Origin of the sequence: Nostoc sp. (genome assembly GCF_036917635.1) — a bacterium.
GTDB lineage: Bacteria > Cyanobacteriota > Cyanobacteriia > Cyanobacteriales > Nostocaceae > Nostoc.
In genome coordinates this window covers 88,704-112,627 of the sequence record NZ_JBALCW010000047.1, presented here as the reverse complement: position 1 = coordinate 112,627, position 23,924 = coordinate 88,704, and the positions used below count along the sequence as shown (strand labels likewise).

18 protein-coding genes and 1 pseudogene are annotated in these 23,924 nt (G+C 41.4%); 14 read left to right on the top strand and 5 right to left on the bottom strand.

Annotated features, from left to right (window positions below; all coding sequences use genetic code 11):
- Window positions 1-144: 144 nt before the first annotated feature.
- Together V7K32_RS13310 and sufR are read right to left on the bottom strand one after the other, a co-directional pair.
- Entirely contained in the window at window positions 145-405 is a 261-nt protein-coding gene (locus V7K32_RS13310; RefSeq protein ID WP_334993873.1) for a hypothetical protein, read from the bottom strand.
- Between the two features lie 85 nt (window positions 406-490).
- Window positions 491-1,174, bottom strand: a complete 684-nt coding sequence (gene sufR, locus V7K32_RS13305) for an iron-sulfur cluster biosynthesis transcriptional regulator SufR (protein WP_334993871.1) — start codon at window positions 1,172-1,174, stop codon at window positions 491-493.
- 441 nt (window positions 1,175-1,615) lie between these two features.
- Here sufR and sufB point away from each other — a divergent pair, with 441 nt between their 5' ends.
- The 7 genes from sufB (at window position 1,616) to V7K32_RS13270 (ending at window position 9,650) form a co-directional block, all read left to right on the top strand.
- Window positions 1,616-3,055 (top strand): Fe-S cluster assembly protein SufB, encoded by a 1,440-nt coding sequence (sufB, locus tag V7K32_RS13300; RefSeq protein WP_334881995.1) that lies wholly within the window; start codon window positions 1,616-1,618, stop codon window positions 3,053-3,055.
- 98 nt (window positions 3,056-3,153) lie between these two features.
- Window positions 3,154-3,945: a Fe-S cluster assembly ATPase SufC gene (sufC, locus tag V7K32_RS13295; RefSeq protein WP_334993869.1), complete on the top strand. Its 792-nt coding sequence runs from the start codon at window positions 3,154-3,156 to the stop codon at window positions 3,943-3,945.
- A complete protein-coding gene (gene sufD / locus V7K32_RS13290; protein WP_334993867.1) occupies window positions 3,945-5,351 on the top strand; it encodes a Fe-S cluster assembly protein SufD in 1,407 nt (468 codons plus the stop codon). The genes sufC and sufD overlap by 1 nt, the downstream gene beginning before the upstream one ends.
- A gap of 14 nt (window positions 5,352-5,365) precedes the next feature.
- Window positions 5,366-6,628, top strand: coding sequence for a cysteine desulfurase (locus tag V7K32_RS13285; RefSeq protein ID WP_334993865.1), 1,263 nt, complete (start codon window positions 5,366-5,368; stop codon window positions 6,626-6,628).
- Between the two features lie 320 nt (window positions 6,629-6,948).
- The gene (locus tag V7K32_RS13280; protein ID WP_334993863.1) at window positions 6,949-7,137 is read left to right on the top strand and encodes a DUF4089 domain-containing protein; all 189 of its coding nucleotides are present in this window, start codon (window positions 6,949-6,951) and stop codon (window positions 7,135-7,137) included.
- Window positions 7,134-8,516, top strand: a complete 1,383-nt coding sequence (locus V7K32_RS13275; protein WP_334993861.1) for an AtzE family amidohydrolase — start codon at window positions 7,134-7,136, stop codon at window positions 8,514-8,516. The genes V7K32_RS13280 and V7K32_RS13275 overlap by 4 nt, the downstream gene beginning before the upstream one ends.
- Before the next feature lie 12 nt (window positions 8,517-8,528).
- Window positions 8,529-9,650 carry a DarT ssDNA thymidine ADP-ribosyltransferase family protein gene (locus V7K32_RS13270; RefSeq protein ID WP_334993859.1) on the top strand — a complete coding sequence of 374 codons (1,122 nt, stop codon included), beginning with the start codon at window positions 8,529-8,531 and terminating at the stop codon, window positions 9,648-9,650.
- Window positions 9,651-9,780: 130 nt separating this feature from the next.
- Here the strand turns inward: V7K32_RS13270 and V7K32_RS13265 are convergent.
- Window positions 9,781-10,285, bottom strand: a pseudogene (locus tag V7K32_RS13265) (GNAT family N-acetyltransferase).
- 214 nt (window positions 10,286-10,499) lie between these two features.
- Between V7K32_RS13265 and nrdJ the strand changes: the two are divergent.
- From nrdJ to V7K32_RS13230, 7 genes are all read left to right on the top strand, one after another.
- The gene (gene nrdJ, locus V7K32_RS13260; protein ID WP_334993857.1) at window positions 10,500-15,011 is read left to right on the top strand and encodes a ribonucleoside-triphosphate reductase, adenosylcobalamin-dependent; all 4,512 of its coding nucleotides are present in this window, start codon (window positions 10,500-10,502) and stop codon (window positions 15,009-15,011) included.
- A gap of 498 nt (window positions 15,012-15,509) precedes the next feature.
- On the top strand, window positions 15,510-16,523 hold the full coding sequence (locus tag V7K32_RS13255) for a zinc-dependent alcohol dehydrogenase family protein (protein WP_334993855.1): 1,014 nt from the start codon (window positions 15,510-15,512) through the stop codon (window positions 16,521-16,523).
- Window positions 16,524-16,967: 444 nt separating this feature from the next.
- On the top strand, window positions 16,968-17,705 hold the full coding sequence (locus V7K32_RS13250; RefSeq protein ID WP_334993853.1) for a Crp/Fnr family transcriptional regulator: 738 nt from the start codon (window positions 16,968-16,970) through the stop codon (window positions 17,703-17,705).
- Between the two features lie 189 nt (window positions 17,706-17,894).
- Window positions 17,895-18,641, top strand: a complete 747-nt coding sequence (locus V7K32_RS13245; protein ID WP_334993851.1) for a Crp/Fnr family transcriptional regulator — start codon at window positions 17,895-17,897, stop codon at window positions 18,639-18,641.
- Window positions 18,642-18,721: 80 nt separating this feature from the next.
- Window positions 18,722-19,450: a Crp/Fnr family transcriptional regulator gene (locus tag V7K32_RS13240; protein WP_334993849.1), complete on the top strand. Its 729-nt coding sequence runs from the start codon at window positions 18,722-18,724 to the stop codon at window positions 19,448-19,450.
- 156 nt (window positions 19,451-19,606) lie between these two features.
- Window positions 19,607-20,017 (top strand): response regulator, encoded by a 411-nt coding sequence (locus V7K32_RS13235; protein ID WP_334993847.1) that lies wholly within the window; start codon window positions 19,607-19,609, stop codon window positions 20,015-20,017.
- A 477-nt stretch (window positions 20,018-20,494) separates the two neighbouring features.
- On the top strand, window positions 20,495-21,163 hold the full coding sequence (locus tag V7K32_RS13230; protein WP_334993845.1) for a peptidoglycan-binding protein: 669 nt from the start codon (window positions 20,495-20,497) through the stop codon (window positions 21,161-21,163).
- 270 nt (window positions 21,164-21,433) lie between these two features.
- Here V7K32_RS13230 and wecB read toward each other — a convergent pair whose 3' ends face one another.
- Together wecB and V7K32_RS13220 are read right to left on the bottom strand one after the other, a co-directional pair.
- Entirely contained in the window at window positions 21,434-22,564 is a 1,131-nt protein-coding gene (wecB, locus tag V7K32_RS13225) for a non-hydrolyzing UDP-N-acetylglucosamine 2-epimerase (protein ID WP_334993843.1), read from the bottom strand.
- Window positions 22,565-22,967: 403 nt separating this feature from the next.
- On the bottom strand, window positions 22,968-23,339 hold the full coding sequence (locus tag V7K32_RS13220) for a hypothetical protein (RefSeq protein WP_334993842.1): 372 nt from the start codon (window positions 23,337-23,339) through the stop codon (window positions 22,968-22,970).
- Window positions 23,340-23,924 lie beyond the last annotated feature (585 nt).

Here is a 23,924-nt window from a genome sequence, read left to right as displayed (position 1 = left end):
AAGTACAGAAAAAAATAATTAATCACAGATAAACATAGTTATTCGTAGGGATACGGCAATGCTGCGTCTCTCATTGAAATGAGACTTTTTTAGAAGCGAGATATTCTCTATGGCTATTTTATAAAAATCAATGAAATCCAAACTTTACCATTTCAGGTATGAACCTTCAATGCCCTGTTCACGTCGAATTTTACCATCTTTTTCAAACCAGGCAATTACTTGCTGCGCTGTTAAATCTTCAATAGCAACACTGTACTCTTGAGCGATATGTTTCAAAAGCTTATGTGATGAAATTGTCAATCTTGTTAAAAACTTTTCTGGGGAAGACAACAAAGCTGCGTCTACTTTTGCTGATTCTTCGAGAGTTAAAAATTGTGTTGATGGTTGCTGGGTTGGTACATCCATAAATGAAATGCTATCTCAAACTTAGTTGGGGATTGGAGATTGGGGATTGGCAATTCGGTATTAGAAAATGACTAATGACGAATGACTAATGACGAATTTGTACCAAATAGCCACAACGATGTTCGCCATCAATAATCCAGTGGGTGCGTTCTACGGTACAATCTGGTAAGACGGCTGCAAACATTTCTAATTCATGACCACAGATGCTGGGGAAAGACTCGGCAACGTTGGAAATGGCGCAGTTATGCTCCATTAAGATAAAGCGATCGCTCTCAAAGCAGTCATTCACATCAACAGGGTGATACTCCGCCATGAAGCCTTCCGCTTTTCTCAACTCTACTAAGTTGGCTACACGTTCTCGCAGTGAACCGTTACCCACGCGATGGCGGTATTCTTTGGCTTTCCTCTGCCACTGCTTCTCTAAAATCGATTTAAATTGATCGTGTCCTACCGTTTCGGCTAAGGTGTCTAGCAACGAAACCGCAAAATTGCCGCTTGCATCACCAAAGCGATCGCTCATTGTTCGATGCAAGCGATCGCGTCCCTGACGACTCAGTTGATAAAGGTGTTGCGGACGCCCCATTCCCGCCGCCTGTACTGATGTCGCATACAAAACTAGCTCCTCCGTCTCCAAATCTTTGAGATGGCGACGAATCGCTTGGGGGGTAACCTCTAAAAGTTCAGCTAGCTCTAAAGCCGTTGCTTTTTCGTGTTTGTGCAGATATTCTAGAATATCTTGCTTGGTTGAGGACTGGTGGGTAGTCGCCATCTTATGGTTGCTGCAAGACGTTCAGCGAACGTCCCAAAAATTTATTTGAAAATTTGACTGTACCGATTTGGGATTTGGGATTTGGGATTTGGGATTTGGGATTAAAAAAGTTTTTTGGTACATGCCCAGATGCCACTTACTTTATGCCTCTGGTAAACAAGAGGGTGCGCGATCGTCAATCTAAAACCCTTGAGCCAAGTACCCTTTTGGTTTATTTCAATCTAAAATTGCAAATCTAAAATCCAAAATTGTTTGACTTTGACAACATTGTTGTTGTTAATTTAGCGTAAAATGAAGATAGATTAAACAACATAGCTGTTGTTTTACTCTCCACAACTATTCTAGCAGCCGTGTAACCATTCCGTAACGGGAAATGGGAATCGGTTAGCCGCAGCCCGTCTCCCATCCTAAAAGAGTTCAGAACACGAGAGATTATTACTGATGAGTGCCACTGTCAAAACCTTAGTCAACCAACCCTACAAGTACGGCTTTGTTACAGATATTGAAGCCGACACAATTGAGCGTGGACTAGACGAGGACGTTATCCGCTTGATCTCCTCTAAGAAGAACGAGCCGCAGTTCATGCTGGACTTTCGCCTGAGAGCTTATCGCCAGTGGCAAAAAATGACGGAACCAACTTGGCCTAATGTCAAGTATCCGCCAATTAATTATCAGGATATCATTTATTACTCAGCACCAAAACGCAAGAAAGAAAAACTAAACAGTCTGGATGAAGTCGATCCAACCCTTTTAGAAACCTTCGAGAAGTTAGGTATTTCTCTATCTGAACAAAAGCGGCTGGCAAATGTCGCCGTCGATGCAATTTTCGATAGCGTTTCTGTCGCTACTACATTTAAAGAAAAGCTAGCGGAAGACGGCGTTATTTTCTGTTCGTTTTCCGAAGCATTGCAAGAACACCCAGAACTAATCAAAAAATATTTGGGTAGCGTTGTTCCCATCGCGGACAATTATTTTGCCGCATTGAACGCCGCCGTATTTAGCGATGGTTCTTTTGTCTATATTCCTAAAGGCGTAAAATGTCCAATGGAACTGTCTACCTACTTCCGCATCAACTCTGGTGATACGGGACAATTTGAGCGGACTTTAATTGTCGCTGAAGAAGGTAGTTATGTTTCTTACCTCGAAGGTTGCACTGCACCGATGTATGATAGCAACCAGCTACACGCCGCCGTTGTGGAACTTGTCGCCCTCGACAACGCCGAAATTAAATACTCCACTGTGCAAAACTGGTACGCTGGCGATGCTAACGGTAAAGGCGGTATTTACAACTTTGTCACCAAGCGCGGTTTATGTCAGGGCGTAAATTCCAAGATTTCTTGGACTCAAGTAGAAACAGGTTCGGCAATTACTTGGAAGTATCCTAGCTGTGTGTTGGTGGGTGATAACTCTGTGGGTGAGTTCTACTCGGTGGCGCTGACAAATCATCAGCAGCAAGCCGATACTGGCAGTAAGATGATTCACGTAGGTAAGAATACTCGTAGTACAATTATTTCTAAGGGAATCTCCGCAGGTAATTCTAGTAATAGCTATCGGGGTTTGGTGAAAGTCAATCCGACAGCTATTGGGGCGAGAAATTATTCTCAGTGCGACTCGATGCTAATTGGGGATAATGCCCATGCGAATACTTTCCCTTATATTCAGGTGCAAAATAACGGTGCGAAGGTGGAGCATGAAGCTTCTACTTCTAAAATTGGGGAAGATCAGTTATTTTACTTTGCTCAACGGGGTATTTCTTCTGAAGATGCGATTTCGATGATGATTAGCGGCTTCTGTAAGGATGTTTTCAATCAGCTACCGATGGAGTTTGCTGTGGAAGCTGATAAGTTGTTGAGTTTGAAGTTGGAAGGCAGTGTGGGATAAATGGAAGGAAGGATAAACACAGAGACATCGGTGTTCTGTGTTTATCTGGAAGAGTAAGGAACCGCAGAGGCGCAGAGAGCGCAGAGAGAAGAGAGAAGATGATTATTGAAAATAGTGAAGTTGTGCTGTCAGTACGGAATCTGACGGCTAATGTTGATGGGACACCGATTTTGATGGGTGTGAATCTTGATGTGCGATCCGGTGAAATTCATGCGATTATGGGGCCGAATGGTTCTGGTAAGAGTACTTTTTCTAAGGTGTTGGCTGGGCATCCGGCATATGAGGTGACTGGTGGTGAGGTGATTTTTCAGGGGCAAAATTTGTTGGAGTTGGAACCGGAGGAACGGGCTAGAAGTGGTGTGTTTTTGGCGTTTCAGTATCCGTTAGAAATTCCCGGTGTGAGCAATTTGGATTTCTTGCGGGTGGCGTATAATTCCCGGCGTAAGGCGCAAGGTTTGGAGGAAATAGACGCTTTTGATTTTGACGATTTGATTGAGGAAAAGCTGGATGTGGTGAAGATGAATCCCAGTTTTCTCAGTCGGAGTTTGAATGAAGGGTTTTCTGGTGGTGAGAAAAAGCGGAATGAAATTCTGCAAATGGCGCTGCTAGAACCAAAGTTAGGAATTTTGGATGAGACTGATTCGGGTTTGGATATTGACGCGCTCCGAATTGTGGCGAATGGGGTAAATCAATTGGCAACTCCAGAAAATTCGACAATTTTGATTACTCACTATCAACGCTTACTCGATTATATTGTGCCTGATTTTGTACATGTGATGGCACAGGGGCGGATTATCACCAGTGGTGGTAAGGAACTGGCATTAAAATTAGAGTCTGGCGGTTATGATTGGGTACTGGCAGAATTTGCAGCTGCTGAGGTGGGTGTGTAATGAGTATTCAAGTATCTCAAAGTCAGGCTTCCAACACCTTGGTAAATGGAGATCCTTACCTGAGTGAGTTGTTAAATCAATTTCAGGGATTGATTTTGGAGGAACTTCCTCAGCCGGAAACATTTGCTTGGTTACAACAACTGCGCGATCGCGCTGCTAATTTTGTCCGTCACTCAACTATCCCCACTACCCGTGAGGAAGAATGGCGATTTACTGATCTGTCGTCTCTACGGCAAGTAAAATTCAATGTAGAGACACGAGAGTTTTGGTCTATAAAATTTGATATCACACCACTGACTTTACCAGAAGCTGTTGATAGTAGGTTGGTGTTTGTCAACGGAGTTTTTGCGCCGGAACTCTCATCTGTTGCAGATTTGCCTGAAGGTATATGGGTGGAAGATTTACCTATACTTCCTTTAGAATATCGCTCTCGCCTAGAGAATTATTATTCAGTCCAAGAACAGGGTACAGAAGAAGTATTCACTGCGTTGAATACCGCTGCTTTCACAAATGCATCTGTAGTATGGGTGGGAAAAAATGTTGTGGTAGAAACGCCAATTCATTTACTATTCCTGTCTATTCCTGGTAATTCACCGATACTATCACAACCTCGTTCTTTAGTAGTGGCTGAATCTGGTAGTAGTGTTACGCTCATTGAAGATTATCTGTATCAACCAACAAACATAGAAGATCCAGAGCAAATAGAACTTGGGGAAGCAGTTCACTTTACTAACGCAGTTACACAAATCTGGATTGAGGAAAATGCCCAGGTTAACCATACTCGAATCCAACGTGATAGTGCAGAGGCTTTTCATATTGGTAAAACATCTGTCTTGCAAGCTCGTGATAGTCGATATACAAGTCATGCCATAAGTTTAGGGGCAAAGTTGTCGCGGCACAATTTAGAAATTTTGCAAACTGGTGAGCAAACAGAAACTACTCTCAATGGGTTGACGGTGATTTCTGGTAAGCAGTTGTCTGATACTCACAGTGCGATCGCACTTAACTATCCTCACGGTACAAGCGATCAATTGCATAAATGTATTGTAGGCGATCGCGCTCATGCGGTATTCAATGGTAAAGTTTTTGTACCCAAACTAGCGCAGTTGACAAATGCAGCCCAGTTGAATCGCAATTTGCTGTTATCACCTAAAGCCAGAGTTGATACCAAACCCCAATTAGAAATTACTGCGGATAATGTCAAATGCGCTCACGGTGCTACCGTTAGCCAATTGGAAGATGACGAAATATTCTATCTGCAAAGTCGCGGAATTGATGAAAATGATGCTCGGAAGTTGTTAATTAACGCCTTCGCGGCTGAAGTCATCAACCAAATACCAGTTCCTTCTCTGCGAGAAATCCTGTTAAACACAGTCAATAATCTTAAGTCTCTGACTAATGACTAATAACTAATCTACCAATGACTTTTACTCCTACCAAAACCCTTGCTGATAAAGTTCGCGCTGACTTCCCGATATTGCATCAGAAAGTCAACGATAAACCCCTGGTTTATCTCGATAATGCTGCGACATCACAAAAGCCTTTGTTCGTATTAAATACCCTGCAGGATTATTACGAACAATATAATGCTAACGTGCATCGAGGTGCTCATTCTCTGAGTGCTAAAGCAACTGATGCTTATGAAGGTGCTAGAGATAAAGTTGCCAAATTTATTAATGCTGCATCGCGTCAGGAAATCGTCTACACGCGCAACGCAAGTGAGGCGATTAACCTAGTAGCTTATAGCTGGGGAATGAATAATTTGCAGCCGGGAGATGAAATTATTCTCTCGGTGATGGAACACCACAGTAATATTGTGCCTTGGCAATTGGTGGCACAAAAAACGGGTACAGTACTGAAATTTGTAGAATTAACACCAGAAGAAAGTTTTGATTTGGAACAGTTTAAAAAACTGATTTCTGAAAAAACAAAGTTAGTGTCAGTGGTGCATATTTCTAATGCTTTGGGTTGTATTAATCCAGTAGAAGAAATTGGTGCGATCGCTCACAGTTACGGTGCTAAATTCTTAGTTGATGCTTGCCAAAGTGTTCCCCACTTCCCGATTGATGTACAGAAAATAGATTGTGACTGGTTGGTAGCTTCCGGGCATAAAATGTGTGCGCCAACTGGGATAGGATTTCTGTATGGCAAGTTAGAATTATTGGAATCAATGCCACCATTTTTTGGTGGTGGTGAGATGATTGCAGAAGTGTATTTAGACCATTCTACCTACGCAGAATTACCCCATAAATTTGAAGCTGGGACACCTGCAATTGGAGAAGCGATCGCACTTGGTGCTGCAATAGATTATCTTAAGCTAATCGGTATGGATAAAATCCACGCCTACGAAGCAGAATTAACAGCTTATTTGTTCCAACAATTAGAGCAAATTCCCCAAATTAGAATTTACGGCCCCAAACCAAATGCTAAAGGTGAAGGTAGAGCCGCTCTTGCGTCGTTCACAGCCGGAGAAGTTCACGCCAACGACTTATCTACATTATTAGATCAAGAAGGCGTTGCTATCCGTTCTGGACACCACTGCACTCAACCATTACACCGTTACTTAGGTCTTGCTGCAACCGCACGAGCAAGTCTATCTTTCTACAATACCCGCGAGGAAATTGATATTTTCATCAAAGCACTGAAAGAAACTCTGGACTTTTTTGCAGGTTTCCTTGCTTAAAGTTACAAAATATTCAGATAGTGATTGTGCCAATTATCAGCAACATATCTTGCTAATAATTGGCACAATTTAATTATATAGCGTTTTCCAGTCTGTTGAGATACAAGAACCCCAACCCCCTAAGAGCAAGCTCCTTGCTTGCTCTGATGTACCTCATTTGAGCGCGAAAAGCTATAGTAGTCCTATTTTATTCGTGAAAAATATAGATAAGAAACGAACCGCAAACGCGAGTGCGTCTCCAAGAGTTGAACGCCTTGGACGCAAAGGGAAGAAAGAAGAAAGAGATATATAATTTTCACAAAGGACGCAAAAGAAGAGAGATGGCAAGAAAAGAGTTTGATGTGGGTGAGTATGTTGATCAAATGGCGTTGTTATTGAATTTGCAGCTAAGAGATGAGTATCGTGATGGTGTGGTGGCAAATTTTGAGAGAATTAATGCGATCGCTAATCTTGTAAATTCTTTTCCTCTCGCGCAGGATATTGAAGTTGCACCAGTTTTTGAACCATGAATGATGCTGTATCGATAGCTGCTGCTGTACGCGAAGGCAAAGTTAGCGCGGTGGAAGTTACCAAGGCTGCGTTAGCACGAATAGCAGCGTGGGATAATCAACTCAACTGTTTTACGGCTGTCACTGCTGAGACAGCTTTAACAGATGCAGCCCGCATTGACAAGGAAATTGCCCAAGGTAATTATCTTGGAATGCTTGCTGGTGTGCCTTTTGCGGTGAAAAATCTCTTCGATATCGCTGGTTTAACGACTCTGGCGGGATCAAAAATCAATGCAGAAAACCCAGCAGCTAGTCAAGATGCAACCGCAGTAGCAAAGCTGAAACAAGCGGGTGCTGTGCTGGTTGGCGCTTTGAATATGGATGAGTACGCTTATGGGTTTGTGACGGAAAACTCCCATTACGGGGCTACTCACAACCCCCATGATTTACAGCGAGTTGCTGGTGGTTCATCGGGTGGTTCGGCGGCGGCTGTTGCTGCTGGGTTAGTACCGCTAACGCTGGGTTCTGATACTAATGGTTCAATTCGCGTTCCGGCGGCGTTGTGTGGCGTTTTTGGTTTGAAGCCGACTTACGGAAGGTTATCTCGGGCTGGGGTAGCTTTATTTTCTACCAGTTTTGACCATATTGGCCTTTTTGCGCGTTCGGTACAGGATATCGCTACGGTGTTTGATGTGCTTCAAGGAAAAGACGATCGCGATCCAATTTGCACAAAGCGTCCGCCTGAATTGGTTTTATCACAACTCAATCAAGATATCTCTAATATCAGAATTGCTATTGCAGCTGATTATTTCACCAAAGGCGCAGAACCGGAAGCTTTAGCAGCAGTGCAAAAGGTAGCTGATGCAATAGAAGTCACTGAATACGTAATAATACCAGAAGCACACCGCGCCCGGGCTGCGGCGTTTGTGATTACAGCTAGCGAGGGCGCAAATCTGCATTTGGATAAGTTGCGTAGGTGTCCTGAAGATTTTGATCCAGCGACACGCGAACGCTTTTTAGCTGGGGCGTTAATTCCTAGTAGCTGGTATCTGCAAGCCCAACGCTTTAGAAGATGGTACCGCGATCGCGTTCGGGAAGTCTTTCAAAATGTCGATGTAATTCTCGCCCCAACTACACCAATTTCCGCACCGCTAATTGGTCAAAAAACCATGATTTTGGATGGGGAAGAAATTCTTGTCCGTCCTCATTTAGGATTATTTACTCAACCATTATCTTTTATTGGTTTACCAGTTTTATCAGTACCAATTCAGCGTCAAAATGCTTTACCTTTGGGTGTGCAATTAATAGCAGCACCATATAATGAAGCGTTAATTTTAAGGGTTGCGGCTGCGTTAGAGGACAAAGGTGTAGTACAGGTAAACGTCTTATTTAATACATAAATATTATTCTTTTTGAATCAAATTAGTACAATAATACTATCAATAATATTTGATGAAATAATAATGAAACGCAAAAAGACAATCGATAGCTTGTATTACATTACACATCTTTATAATGTACCATCTATCCTAAAAAAAGGAGTTTTATCTCATGCAATTGTTGAACAAGAGAATATCCAACGTACACCTGTATATGACCAACAAATAGTTGCTAACCGTAGTAGCAAAAACACACCAGATGGCAAAAGTTTATGGGAATATGCTAATTTTTATTTTCAGCCAAGAAACCCGATGTTATACAGGGTGATAAATGAAAATAAAGATAATGGAATTGTTGTTTTGTCAATACAACCAAGTATACTCAATCGGAAAGACGCTTTTATAACAACTGGAAATGCGGCTAGCCACTTATCACAAATTCTACCTGCAAGTAGCTGGAAAGAGAAAGAAATTATCGCTAAAATAATCAAAGGTATAGATATTGAATGGTGGAAAGAAGAAGATGGGACAAAAAGAAAAATAATGGCTGAGTGTTTAGTGCCTAAGACAGTGACACCGGATTGTATACAAGCAATTTATGTACCAACAGAAAATACTGCAAAAAAACTAGAAGAAGTTATACAAAATTCTGAGTACAAAAATTTACCCAGACCACCAGTGAGCATAGAGCCAACTATGTTCTTCTTGCCTTACAACAGAATAGCTCTAACAAACACAGTTTCTATTGTAGAAGGTGATATGTTTTTCTCTAGAATGCAAACACTTACAATAAGTGTCAACTGCGTTGGAGTAATGGGAAAAGGACTAGCATCAACAGCTAAATATAGATTCCCAGATATGTATGTTCACTATGAAGATTTATGCAAGAATAAAATTTTACAAATGGGTAAACCAAAATTACATAAACGTGAATCTTCAATATTTAATCAACTAGCAGAAGAAACAACATCTTTGCCGTCTGAAAATGGAGAAACATGGTTTTTGTTATTTCCAACAAAACAGCATTGGAAAAATAATGCTGATATCGATGGAATTGAAGAAGGACTAAAATGGGTTCAAGATAATTACAAAAAAGAAGGTATTAAATCTTTAGCAATGCCTGCTTTAGGATGCGGACTAGGTAATTTGGAATGATCTGATGTTGGCCTACTAATGTGCAAATATTTAAAAAATTTAGATATCCACGTTTCCATATACTTACCGACTGATAGAAAAATTGCCGGAGAATTTCTTACCAAAGAATTCTTACTTTCATAAACTTGAATTATACTCCATGAAAAGCTGATGGGTAAACAACTTTTCCCTTGTACCTTTTTTGATAGCTTTGCAGTGGTTTAACCATGAAGACATCCTCTGGTACTGGAAAAGGAGACTCGATTTCATAAACAATAGAAGGCTGAAAGCTAAAACGATTATAGAAGTGGGGATGACCAAAGACAATCACTATGGCTTCTTTCTTTGCCTCTGCTATTTATAACCCTACTTTTATTAGTGTGCTGCCAATACCTTGTCTTTGAAACTGTGGCTGAATTGCCAAAGGTGCTAAACCGAGTATCTGTAGTTTTTCTTCACCCACTAAATCAATGTAGCTGAATAAAATATGACAGACCACAACATTTTCAAGCTCTGCAACCAGAGAAAGTTCTGGAATATAGTGGTCAAAACGGCGAATTTCCTCCACAAGTTTAGCCTCGTTTTCCTGCCCAAAGGCTAATGTATTCGCATCAGCTATTACTGTTTGGCAGAGTTTCACAACGGATATTGATCATTTTAAAATTACTTAGAATTGATATGTACTAATTAAAACTTAATAGCAAGCTCCGCCCCAAGGGTGAAGGACATTATACATTATAAATTTCTGTCGCAAAGAGTACGGCTTATAGCTAGCGTAAAGTGGACAATTTGACAATCTTTAATACTCAAACCACTTGGCGTATAGTCATAATCTGTCCGCACGCAACAAGAACGCAAGACACTTAGTATATGGTTCGAGAACTCGAAAGAAAACGCCAGAGTGCAAAGTTTCCCGAAACTGCACCGGCTGCTAATCCCGTATTTTTTAGAACCTATAGCCGCCGGACTAAGGCGGGACTAAGGGAAACATGGGATGAGGTATGCGATCGCACTCTACTCGGCTTAGTCGAGTTAGGAAAGCTCACTCCAGAAGAAGCTGTCATACTCGATAAGATGCAGCGCAACTTGAAAGCTATGCCCAGTGGGCGCTGGCTATGGGTAGGTGGTACAGACTGGATAACCAAGCCAAAGAATTTTTCCGGGGCTTATAATTGCACCTCTACCAATCTCCAAGACTGGAGCGCGTTCGGATTAATGATGGATTTGGCAATGATGGGCTGTGGTACTGGAGCCGTCATAGAAGCACAATTTATTAACCAGTTGCCCCCCATCCGTAATCAACTGAATGTCACTGTACAAGGCGAAATTGGCAGCACTCCTGCCCAAAAACGGCGTGAATATACTGAAACTCATATAGAAGGCAACAACGTCACTATTCACGTTGGAGATAGCCGTGAAGGTTGGGTTGAATCATATCAAGCCCTCTTAGAACTTTCCACTGACGAACAATTTGGCAAGGTACAGACGCAAAATTTTGCGTCTGTACAAGTATTAGTTGATATCAGCGATGTCCGAAAAGCAGGAGAAACTCTCAACGGCTTTGGAGGAGTTGCTAATCCTGTTAAATTGCCCGGACTTTATCAGCGTTGTGCTTCCATCCTGAATAAAGCTAGAGGAAGACAATTAAATTCAGTTGAATGCTGTCTATTAATCGACCAAGCTGCTGTCACAATTGTTGCTGGCAACATTCGGCGCTGTCTACCTGAAGATGCTTTAGTTCATACTTCCAAAGGTCTTGTTCCCATTTGCGATGTTCAAGTAGGTGATCTAGTACAAACTCCTTTAGGATTTCGGCGAGTTGTTGATAAATTCGACCAAGGATTTCAGGATGTCTATGAAGTTGAAACTAATGCGACTTACCCTAGAGCAACTTTAAACCACAGACAAGCAGTTCTTGCAGATGCTCAAGGGGGAATTACTTGGAAGTCAATTGCAAATCTAGTTGAGGGCGATCGCCTACTGCACAACACACAAGTTCTACCTGGTACAGTTACCCATCTACCCCCTGATTTTACTCAATCTCGACCCTCAAACAGTCGCACAGCTAAGTCATTTGTAATTCCCGAATTAACAGCTGAGGTTGCTTGGCTAATTGGCTTAACCCACGGTGACGGCTATGTTGCTCTGGGTCGCAATAAGTATGATAAGCCGTATGGCCGCGTTGAATGGACAATGAACAGTTTAGATACGGAACTCACAGCTAGAATTCAAGCCAAAATAGATGCTGCTTTAGCTTTATTTGGATTGACTGCTACTCATGGGATCATCAATGGCGAAAACACTGCCAAATCAATCTGTTCATCTATTCGACTAGCTGAGTACTTCCATAGCTATATCAAGCAACCTAATATTCGCCTAGCAATTCCTAGTTTTATTTTGCAGGGTTCAGTAGATATCAGGACGGCTTACCTAGCTGGATTAATGGACAGTAATGGTGCTGTCAATAACCGACCCCCTCACTTAGTTACCTCAGTCTATCGGTCATTTATTAGACAAGTTAGTGCAGTTTTATCCAGCTTGGGTATCGCTGGCAGAATTAGCATTACTCATCCACAGCAGTCGGGATGGCAAGTTAAGTACAACCTCACAATTCCAGCCTTAAAAGAACGTTATAACGCTCTTATTGCACCTCACTCAGTTAAGCGAGAACTCCGCCAAGGGCTGAAAATGTATGGTTTCACCGTGCCTGGTGCAATCATGCGGGAAGCTTACACCTATAGCGAGATGCGAGATATGGGATTTCAAGGTTCTCGCAGTGTTGATGCTAATTATGAACGCTATATCGTTGAAGCTGATATCTCGTTAGATATTCCAATCAGTGTTAAAGGACTGGGCAGTTATGATCATGTCCAGACTTACGATATTGAAGTCGAAGAAGCTCATTGTTTCTATTGTGATGGCTATCTGACACACAATAGTGCTGGTATGAGGCAAGGTTCTAGCGAAGATAGTTTATTCGCCAATGCCAAAGATAATTTATGGCAGCAAGATGAAAGTGGCAACTGGCGAATCGATCCAGAGCGTGATGCACTCAGGATGGCAAACCACACCAGAGTTTTTCACCGCAAGCCAACTTTAGAAGAATGCATTGATGCTGTCCGCAAACAATATTATAGTGGCGAGGGAGCGATTCAATGGGCTGGTGAAGCCGTGGCGCGATCGAACATTGATTTGCTGCCAACACAAGCTTTGAAAGTTGAGTTTTTACAAGCTTATGAACAAGAAATAGCAAAACAATGGTTACAGGAACGCTATCCTCAGCTTGATGCTAATGAGCTAGAACATCGTTTAGCTCGCTATGGGCTAAATCCGTGTGGTGAAATAGTAGGCGCTAACTTCCATTGTGTGAGCGGTGATACCTTACTGATCACTAGAGATGGAATGCCTAAAATCAAAGATGTTGTTGGAGATGAAATTGAGATTTGGAATGGTCAAAAATGGAGCCAGGTAACACCATTTAAAACTGGTAGCGAACGCAAGCTATATCGAGTAAAATTTGCAGATGGTACTTACTTGGATGTCACCGAATATCATCGCTTCTTTGTGAAAGATAGATTTGATAAAGAATACAAAGAAGTCCAAACAAAGGATTTGATGGATGTTAGTAGATATGACATTCATACTGAGCCTTTTACTATTGGCTATGAAGATGGATTAAACATCGATTCAAGTTATGCCTATACTTTGGGGATAGCTGTAGGAGATGGAACTACAGACCAAAATGGTAATGCCAAAATTAGACTCTATGAACAGAAAGCAACTTTATCTGTAATAGGAAGTAAGTCTCCTGAAAGAAACTATGACTACTCACCGACTTTTACAGATGTAACAGACTTAGGTTTTTCTGGAGAATTTTTAAAGAGCTTAAAAACAAATCCAGAGTCACTGAATGTAATTGCTAGTTGGAATCGCCAAGCAATTTTGCAATTTATCGCTGGTTTAGCGGATACAGATGGCACAAATACACATAGCAATGGCATTAGAATTTACATCTCTAATTACGAACGTGCGTATCGAGTGCAGTTATTGCTAACTAAATGCGGTATCCGTTCTTCTTTAAATCTCTGCGCTCATAAAGGGTCAGTAACTAACTATGGTGTTCGCAGTCAAGATTTATACTACTTGCAAATCATTGACTGTGGACAAATTCCTTGCCAGCGTTTGGATGTGAGCAAAGGATGTGACGCCAAATACAAAGGTAAATGGCAAATAGTTAGAGGTGTGGAAGAATTACCAGGTTTACACGATACTTATTGCTTTAATGAACCGGAACATCACAAAGGAGTATTTGGTAATACCCTAACTGGCAACTGCAATTTGTCAGAGGTTCACCTAAATCAAATTGACCCACATAACTACAAAGAACAGGAGGAAGCTTTCACTGCTGGGGCGCTATCTGTAGCAGCACTTTTAAATCACAAATTCCTGGAACCACGCTATCAATACAGCCGTGAATTAGACCCGATTGTAGGAGTTTCTTTTACAGGTTTATTTGATTTCTTTGTCCATGCTTTTGGTGTTGATTGGCTGCGCTGGTGGGAACAAGGAAGACCGGCAACTGCACAAGGATTAGCTTTTAAGCGTGAGGAAGAAAAATATCTAAGTTCCTGGAAAGATATTGTACATCGGGTAGTTTGGGATTATTGCGATCGCCACAATCTCAAACGTCCAAATCGTTGTACCACAGTCCAACCAAGTGGCACGAAGGCATTATTAACTAATGCTAGTTCAGGATGGCATCCCCCGAAAGCGCAAAGATTTATTCGCCGTATTACCTTCGGCAAAAATGACCCAGTAGCTTTAGCTTGTATTGACTACGGTTACAACGTCATTCCCTCTCAATCAGATAAAGATGAACAGGGCAATTTGCTCAACGATCCCTTTGATTCACGGGTGAGTGAGTGGTTAGTAGAAATTCCTGTTTCTGTATCTTGGGCTGATTTACTAGGGGCTGATGAAATTGATGTTTCTAAGTTTTCAGTCTTAGCCCAATTTGATTTTGTCCTCCAGGTTCAACGTTGGTATGTGACTCACAACACATCAGCTACTTTAGAACTTCGATCTGATGAAATTGAACCTTTAGCACAGAGGATCTACGAAACTATCGAGAATGATGAGGGATATATTTCAGCCGCTCTTTTAGCTCGTTTTGATGATTTGCAATCATTTCCACGTTTGCCATTTGAACCGATAGATAAAGCAACCTACGATCGCTTAAATCAAGAAGTGAAAGCACGGCGTAAAACAGATGATTTCTGTGCAGTCTTAAGCCGCTACGACTTAGGTGAAATGTCAGAGGCTGGCCCTAGTGGTTGCGATTCTGATAAGTGTATGTTTCCCGATCAGCAACCAAGCTCATAAGGCAAAATGACTATCAACTAAGAGTAGTCACTATTTATCTATTACAATAAACAGCAGTAGTTTAATTTCATATTAAACTACTGCTTTTTAATTATAAATTTTTCCCTCCTCATAGCATTTCTTTGTGCTGACAATTCAGGTTATGCAGAAAAGCCACGAAACACCTAACCCCCAACTCGTAGCGGGAGGGGGGAAAATTCTATTTCTCTCTCCTCAAAGGAAGAGAGAAATAGAAGTGAGGTTTTCCAGATGACCTGAATTGTCAGTTCTTTGTGAGGCTGCACCAAACCCTTTTAACTTCTTTCTTTCTTTCTTTCTTTCTTTCTTCTTTCTTTGTGTCCTTTGCGTCCTTTGCGGTTCGTTTTTCTTTTTTCTTTCTTGTACTTAAATATGATTTAGCGCATCTTCATACATAATTGCTACCAATAATTATTTTCGTCTAGAAAAGCAGCACAAAATTTCTCTAACACTATTATCCTTGGCAAAAGGAGTCCGCCAATGAAAGCTTACGAAATTCAAAGCAACGCCGGGATTGATACTCTTGCATTAGTCGATCGCCCTGAACCAAAACCAACTGCGGGACAAGTTCTCATTCAAGTCAAAGCAACATCCCTAAATTACCGCGATCTGCTTCTCATTGAAGCTTCTTACGGTTCTGGACAGAAATATCCCTTAATTCCCCTGTCTGACGGTGCAGGGGAAGTCGTGGCGGTAGGGGAAGGTGTGACACGAGTTAAAATAGGCGATCGCGTTGCTGGTATTTTCTTCCAAGACTGGATTTATGGCTCTTTAACCAAAGAGAAAATGAAATCTGATTTAGGAGGAGGTATCAATGGAATGCTAGCTGAGTATGTCGTATTACACCAAGATGGTTTAGTAATATTACCTGACCACATAACCTACATTGAAGGCGCAACCTTACCCTGTGCGGCAGTCACAGCTTGGCATGGACTAGTCACAAAAGGTAATATTCACGCAGGTGATAGTATTTTATTACTCGGTACAGGAGGAGTTTCGATTTTTGCTCTCCAGTTCGCCAAGATACATGGTGCTAGAGCGATTATTACTTCCAGCAGTGATGAGAAATTGGCACGAGCGAAACAGCTTGGTGCTGACGAAATAATCAACTACAAAACAACACCAGATTGGGAAAAACAAGTTTACCAATTGACTAATCGCACAGGTGTAGATCATGTAGTAGAAGTAGGCGGTGCAGGCACTTTGCCAAAATCACTACAAGCAGTCCGTATTGGAGGACGTATTAGTTTGATTGGCGTATTGTCAGGTAGAGGAAATGAAATTGACCCCATGCCAATACTTTTTAAAAGTTTAACAGTTCAGGGCATTTATGTTGGCAGTCGGGAAATGTTTGAGGCGATGAATCAGGCGATGCAAAAACATCAAATCAAACCGATTATTGATCGAGTTTTCCCCTTCATTGAAGCGCGAGAAGCTTATCATTACCTCAAAAGTGCGGCTCACTTTGGGAAAGTCGTAATTCGTAATTCGTAATACAACTCTTGGAGAGGCTGCGCCAACGGCTACGCTCACTACAAATTCGTAATTCGTTCCTATGCACCGCATAGGAATATCTATCATAAGGCTCGTTCAAACGGACTATAATATTTTCTCAGTCGTCTAAAGACGACTTTTGCTATTAGACTCAGAATGAATTCTGAGGCGGGCTATTTTGCTATGCATGTATTATTTTGCTCTCAAACTTTAGATAGATGCTTTAGCAGGCTATACCAACTTTTTTGATTTACATCAGGATTTATTTGCTACTGTAAATCCCTAATTTAATTATGTTATATTATATATAAGTATAAAAATAGAATCGTTTTATTAAAATCATTTTTAGGGAATACACCTTTTGACATTAGGATGAGATTCTTGATTTTCTCCTTATGCTGCGAGTTGCCTTTTCTAGAGACAGCTACATTCAGGAGAATCCCAATGTCATTAAACAAAAATGCCCTTGAGCAACCAGCAAATAATCTGCTGGCAGCTTTGCCACCCAGTGATTATGAGCGTCTTGTCCCCCATCTAAAGTTAGTTACGCTCCCACTTCGGAAAGTCCTTTACGAAGCAGGCCAACCGATCGCACAGGTATATTTTCCTAATAAGGCAGTGGTTTCTATAATCACCACTATGGAAGATGGCTCGACTGTAGAAGCTGGTTTAGTGAGCAATGAAGGCATGGTGGGTGTCCCAGTAATTTTAGGAGATGACACTACAACCACAACAGCATTTGTGCAGGTTGCAGGCGTTGGAATGCAGATGGATGCGGATATACTCGTCAGCGAGTTCAATCAGGGCGGAGCTATTCAAAGCCTGCTGCTTTGCTACGTGCAAGCTGTATACACGCAAATAGCACAAGGATCTGCCTGCAATCGTCTTCATAAATTAGAGGCGCGGCTGGCTCGGTGGTTGCTGACAGTTTCTGACCGTCTAGAATCAGAGGAATTTCCACTCACGCAAGAATTTATCTCACAGATGCTCGGTGTACGTCGTGCTGGTGTCACCGAAGCAGCTAACATCCTGAGCGAAGCCGGAACCATCAGCTACCACCGTGGTCAGATTAACATTTTGAATCGAGAGGCTTTAGAAAAAACCTCCTGCGAATGTTATCAGATTATAGAAGATGAATTTGTCCGTTTATTGGGCAATAAGCCCAATAAACGGCAAAAATAATTTTTTTGAAGCTTCTATGTACGAAACCGTACAGACTTCTGAGAGTCTGTTCATTTAAGATTCTTTAGATTTTCCCCGTGTTCCTTTAGAGAATACACCTTTCGACATTAGGATTAAATTCCGAAGTTCTTTCCTTGTGCCCTGAGTTAGGTTTTCTAAAGTCACCTACCTTAAGGAGAGTGACTTTTAATGCCATTAGATAAAAGCCTTTTTCAGCAACCACCAAATAAGCTGCTCGCAGCTTTACCAGCGAGTGATTATCAACGTCTTGTCCCCCATCTCAAGCTAGTTCCGCTCCCAGTCCAGCAAATCCTTTACGAAGCAGCCGAACCCATTACAAAAGTCTATTTTCCTGATAAGGCAATGGTTTCTATAGTCACCACTATGGAAGATGGCTCAACGGCGGAAGTTGGAATAGTAAGCAATGAAGGCATGGTGGGTATCCCAGTAATTTTAGGAGATAACACGACAACCACAACATCCTTTGTGCAAATTTCTGGTGCTGCTATGCAGATAAATGCAGATGTCCTGAGAGCCGAGTTCAATCGGAGGGGAGCTATTCAAAGTGTGCTGCTGCGCTATGTACAAGCTGTATACTCTGAACTGGCGCAAGGTGCTGCCTGCAACCGTCTCCATACACTAGAAGAACGACTGGCTCGTTGGTTACTCACAGTATCTGACCGTTTGGAATCAGAAGATTTTCCACTCACGCAAGAATTTATCTCCCAAATGCTCGGTGTACGTCGTTCCGGTGTGACAGTAGCAGCTAGCACCCTGAGCCGAGCCGGAATGATCAGCTACCAACGTGGTCATATTAGCATCCTGAACCGACAGGATTTGGAAGCAACTTCCTGCGAGTGTCATCGAGTCATCCAAAACGAATTTGCTCGGTTACTGGGCATGAAGCCCAGTAACCGAGCCAGAAAATTTTTTTGAGTTATGTGTGCGAAACCGGACAGACTCGCAAAAGTGACTTGATTTAAAGTATTGTGATTGAATTTCTCTTTTAATGTTCAGTGAGCCAAAACACTCTTAAGCCGCAAGTAAATAAGTTACTGGCGGCTTTGCCAACTAGTGATTATGAGCGTCTTGTTCCGCACCTGAAGTTAGTTTCGCTTTCCACTCGGCAAGTCATTTACGAACCAGGAGAACCCATTACACAAGTCTATTTTCCCCAACACGCAGTGGTTTCTATAGTCACTAGTATGAAAGATGGATCGACCGTGGAAGTTGGGATAGTGAGTAATGAAGGCATGGTGGGTATCCCAGTAATTTTAGGAGGCAACACAACAACCACAAAAGCGTTTGTCCAAGTTGCGGGCGCTGGAATGCAAATGGATGCAGATGTTTTGAGAACCGAATTCAATCGGGGCGGAGCTATTCAAAACCTGCTGCTGCGCTATGTCCGAGGTATATATACCGAACTTACACAATCATGTGCCTGCAACCGTCTTCATACACTAGAAGAACGGCTGGCTCGTTGGCTTCTCACAGTATCTGACCGTTTGGAATCAGAAGAATTTCCCCTCACGCAAGAATTTATCGCCCAGATGCTGGGTGTACGGCGTTCTGGTGTGACAGTAGCGGCTAGCGCCCTGAACCGAGCCGGAATGATTCGCTATCAGCGTGGTCAAATTAACATCCTGAACCGGGAAGATTTGGAAGCAACTTCTTGCGAGTGTTATCGAGTTATCCAAAACGAATTTGCTCGGTTGCTGGGGAATCAGCCAAGGCGCGATCGCTAGTGAATAATATTAACTTACAATGTCTGGAACCGGACAGACGCTTGCCAGTTAGTTCCATTAATATTTAGTAAAGTAGGCATCAAATGGCATTTACAAATACATCCCATTTGATGCATTTGCAACTCCAAGTGTTCTAGTTCCACGGCGGTGAGAATAATGTCTAATCAGTCGATATCTTTTAAAGGTCTGCGATTGCTCGTTGTGGATGACGACGCTGATACCAGAACCTTACTTACCTTTTTATTTGAATTAGACGGAGCAGAGATTATTACAGCTGCTTCGGCAAGTGATGCTTTAGAAATAATGTCATTTTTTAAACCAGATATCCTAATTAGTGACATTTATTTACCAGATGAGAACGGCTGCTCACTGCTCACGAAGATCAGAAAATTGGAAGCAAAGCGAGGGAGAAACATTCCAGCTATTGCTCTGACGGCATCTGCTTTCGACGAAGACCGTAATCGTGCCTTATTAGCAGGCTATGATATATACCGTTGCAAGCCGATAGACTTAGACGAATTAGCTGCTATGGTTGCTAGTTTAACTAGACTCGAACAATACGCTTGACGTATTTGCATGCCTAAGGGGGGAGTCTGTAAACAAGAAAGTTTTAACTAAATTTTATTTATTTTGAAAATGTGATGTCTACTACGGATTATGTCAACGCCTGGTGATTTTCATCATAAATCAGTGCCTTGGCGTAGTCCGTGGTAGACATCGCATTTTTGTAGGAATCTTTTAACTGATTTCAATGTGAATTCGACGGCTTATATAGTGTCCGCTTAATTAGCTCAATCAAAAAGACCTCTCCCTGATTTTTCTACGCAAAATCGTCCCTCTCCGAGTCGGAGAGGGACAGCGTTGAACTAAAGTTCAACGCAGGGAGAGGTTTGTCGAACTCACGTTGATTTTATCTTTTCTTAATTGCGCTACCAGCAAAAACCTTTTTAAAACACAGGGATATAAAATATACTAAGAATAAATACAGATAAGACTGAAGTAGTTCTCTGTGAGGACTCATTTTTTCATATATTGGGGTGCATTATGGAATATCTTGCTTATTCTCAAATGTTTATTGCTCAAGAAGAGGCATCTCGAAACACCAAATATAATCCGTCTAAATCTCAATTAGATAGCAAAAAACCTCTTACATCTTCTGACATAGTTATTACTAAAGAAGAGGCATCTGGAATCACCAAAGCTAAATTTAATTGGAAAAAACTTCTTAAATCTTCAGCTTGGTTAGCTTTAGCTGGTATTGGTGTATTACTTATTGCTGCTGCCCAAATTCAAATTAGTTCGGCTGCATTTGTCAAGACTAACGGCAGTTGTTTACGTATCCGTACAGGCCCAAGCTCTAACTACTCCTATGTGGATTGTGTACCAAATGGCGCAACACTTCCAGCAATTGAAAGGTATGAAAACGGTTTTGCTAGACTTTCTACGGGTAGATACGTTTTTGCTCGATGGGTTGGTGATAGACCTAACAATCCTCCTGTAACTAGACCTGGTGGTGTTGGCGGTTCGGTGATTCTTACCCCTGGTTCTAGAGGTCTGCTTGTCAGAGACGTTCAGACAGCTTTAGGTAATCTCAAAGTTGATGGAATTTACGGTCAAGAAACTGTTAACCGAGTCCGAAGCTTTCAGGCAAGTAAAGCTTTACTTGTAGATGGTACGGTGGGGCCAGAAACACGAGCCTCTCTGGGTATTTAGCCAAAAGTCACCTTTTGAAAATCTCGTTTCTAGATTCTACTATAGGACTTATAGCAATTCACGAAAATCCTGATACATATAGAAGATTTATCGTAAGGGCAATTCATGAATTGCCCTTACTTGAATTGTTTGCGTAAGTCCTGTACTATTTTCTTGTGAGATAGAGAGAAATCTAAGCTAAGGAAGTCTTAAATTAAAAAAAACTGGCAGAAAAACCAATTTTATGCACCTTGAAAAACAGAAATTTTGCATTTTGTTTAATCTAAGTTCCTAAGTTGATATTTCTGATGAAAGACCCAGGTAATTTTGTACAATCTGCAAAATGCGCTCTGCTGCATGACCATCCCCAAAGGGATTAATTGCATTTGCCATTGCTTCATAAGCATCTGCATCGCTAAGTAACTCAGCAGCATTTGCAAAAATGTTCTCACTCGTAGTCCCTACAAGTTTGGCTGTACCGGCTGCAACAGCTTCTGGTCTTTCAGTGGTATCTCTTAAAACTAATACTGGTTTTCCCAAACTGGGGGCTTCTTCTTGCAAGCCACCAGAATCAGTCAGCAAAAGATGCGATCGCCCAATTGCACCCACCAATTCTCCATAATCTAGAGGATCTGTCAAGAAAATTCGGGGATGATTCCCTAAAAGTTCTTGTAACGGAACTCGCACTGTCGGATTGCGGTGTAATGGTAATAGCATTGCTGTATCAGGAAACTTGTCTAATATCTGTAAAAAGCCTTGAGCGATCGCTAACAGAGGTTCTCCCCAATTCTCCCGACGATGAACTGTTGCTAACAGAACGCGGTATGAATCCCAGTCTAAGCCTGGTACATTACAAACTGCTTGGGTTGCAGCTACATTCAACAACGCATCAATTACCGTGTTACCCGTCATGTGAATTTCACCCAAAACACCAGAACGGTGCAAATTTTCCACAGCCCAAGGAGTCGGTGCAAAGTGCAACTGAGTAATTTGAGAAATCAACCGCCGATTAGCTTCTTCTGGGTAAGGATTTAAGATATCATCAGTTCTTAAACCTGCTTCTACATGACCGATAGGGATTTTTTGATAAAAAGCTGCCAAAGCTGCGGCAAAAGCCGTAGTAGTGTCTCCCTGCACCACCACCAAATCTGGTTTTTTCTCTTTAAATAACGCTTCTAACCCTTGTAAAGTACGGCAGGTAATATCATTTAGAGATTGCTGAACCTGCATAATTTCCAAGTCATAATCTGCCTTAATGTTGAACAGCTGCATAACTTGCTCAACCATCTCTCGATGCTGTCCAGTTAGAATTAGTTGCGACTCAAAACTTGAAGACTTTTGGAAAACCTGAATCACAGGAGCTAATTTAATCGCTTCTGGACGAGTACCCAAAATAATGCAAACACGTTTTTTATTAGTCATTAGTCATCTGTCATTTGCCAATGGTTATAGTCAATAGTCTATGGTCAATAGTCAATAGTTAGCGAGCAATCATCACACAAACCATAAATATAAAAGCACAAATCCCACAATAAGCATGAAAAAACCCGGCTTAGGAACGCGGATTTAATAAAGTACAAAACCTCACCCCCATCCCCTCTCCGTGAGTTCAAAGAGGGGAGACTTTGACTTTCGTCAAAGGCGGGGTGAGGTTAAAAACCATATTTGGATGTTATTTAATTCACATTCCTTAATCGGGTAGATGCACTGTTTATCGAATTTATCTATATACTACATTTTGATATCATAAGTAAAATCACAAACAGCATGAAAAAACCCGGCTTAACCGGGCAGACGCACTGTTTGTCGAATTCACCTGTAACGATTATTTAATCTCACAAGTTAAAGGGCAAGCAGCGTAAACAGTAGTCTGCATTTGGTCTGATTCTCCATGCAACCAGCTTAACCATTTAACTTCACTGGGATGAACTCCTTTAAGAGTTAGTACACCCGCAGCTAAGACAACTGCCATGACATTAAACATGATTAAAGCGCCTGCTACAAGCAAAACAGCACTAACAGGCATCACAGATTGTAAGATGATCGACAACAGACATCCGACCGTAGCCATCAAGACAACTAGTGGAAAACCGACAACCAACAAACATACTGCTAATGTAAAAGTCCATATTAAAAAGCTTTTAATCATCAACAAGGAGTAGGTCTTTCCTAGATTAGAGCTTTGAGCAGAAACCATGACTTTTCCTCCCAAAAATACACAACGAATTTTAATTTTCAGTGATCTCTCGCTTTTGGCGAGTAAACTGATTTTGTTTCTCTACGTGAAATTCAGTATATAAAAACTATTTGGGAAAATGAGCATTTATTTACTAAACTTTACAGTTAATTTTTTCTAATTATGAATTAAAAGTCAACGTTTATATCTATATCAAACAACTTGTTTTCGGCATCTGCCTTCAGGTATATAAGCTAAAAGGTATGAGCTTTTAACCTTGATCCCCACGATATTACTCCTATTCAACTTAACATTTCTTATAAAAACTAGTATTGGTTCTCATAATTCTTAGATAGTCTGAATAAATTATCTGCTGGTGTTTGTGCTGTTAATTGCTGGCAATTCGTGTCCATGCCTGGGATAAATTTCTCATCTAAAAAGCTCAGAATATTTATGTTTACTCATAAGTATTATAAATTACGAAACAATCTCTGTATTTTTTCTGAAGGAGTTTGAGTCCTTCCGTGTGTTAAACCAGTGTAGATAGGTTAAATAATTTATCTAAATAATCTGACTAGTGGAATTTCACGAAAAAAAGATACAAAT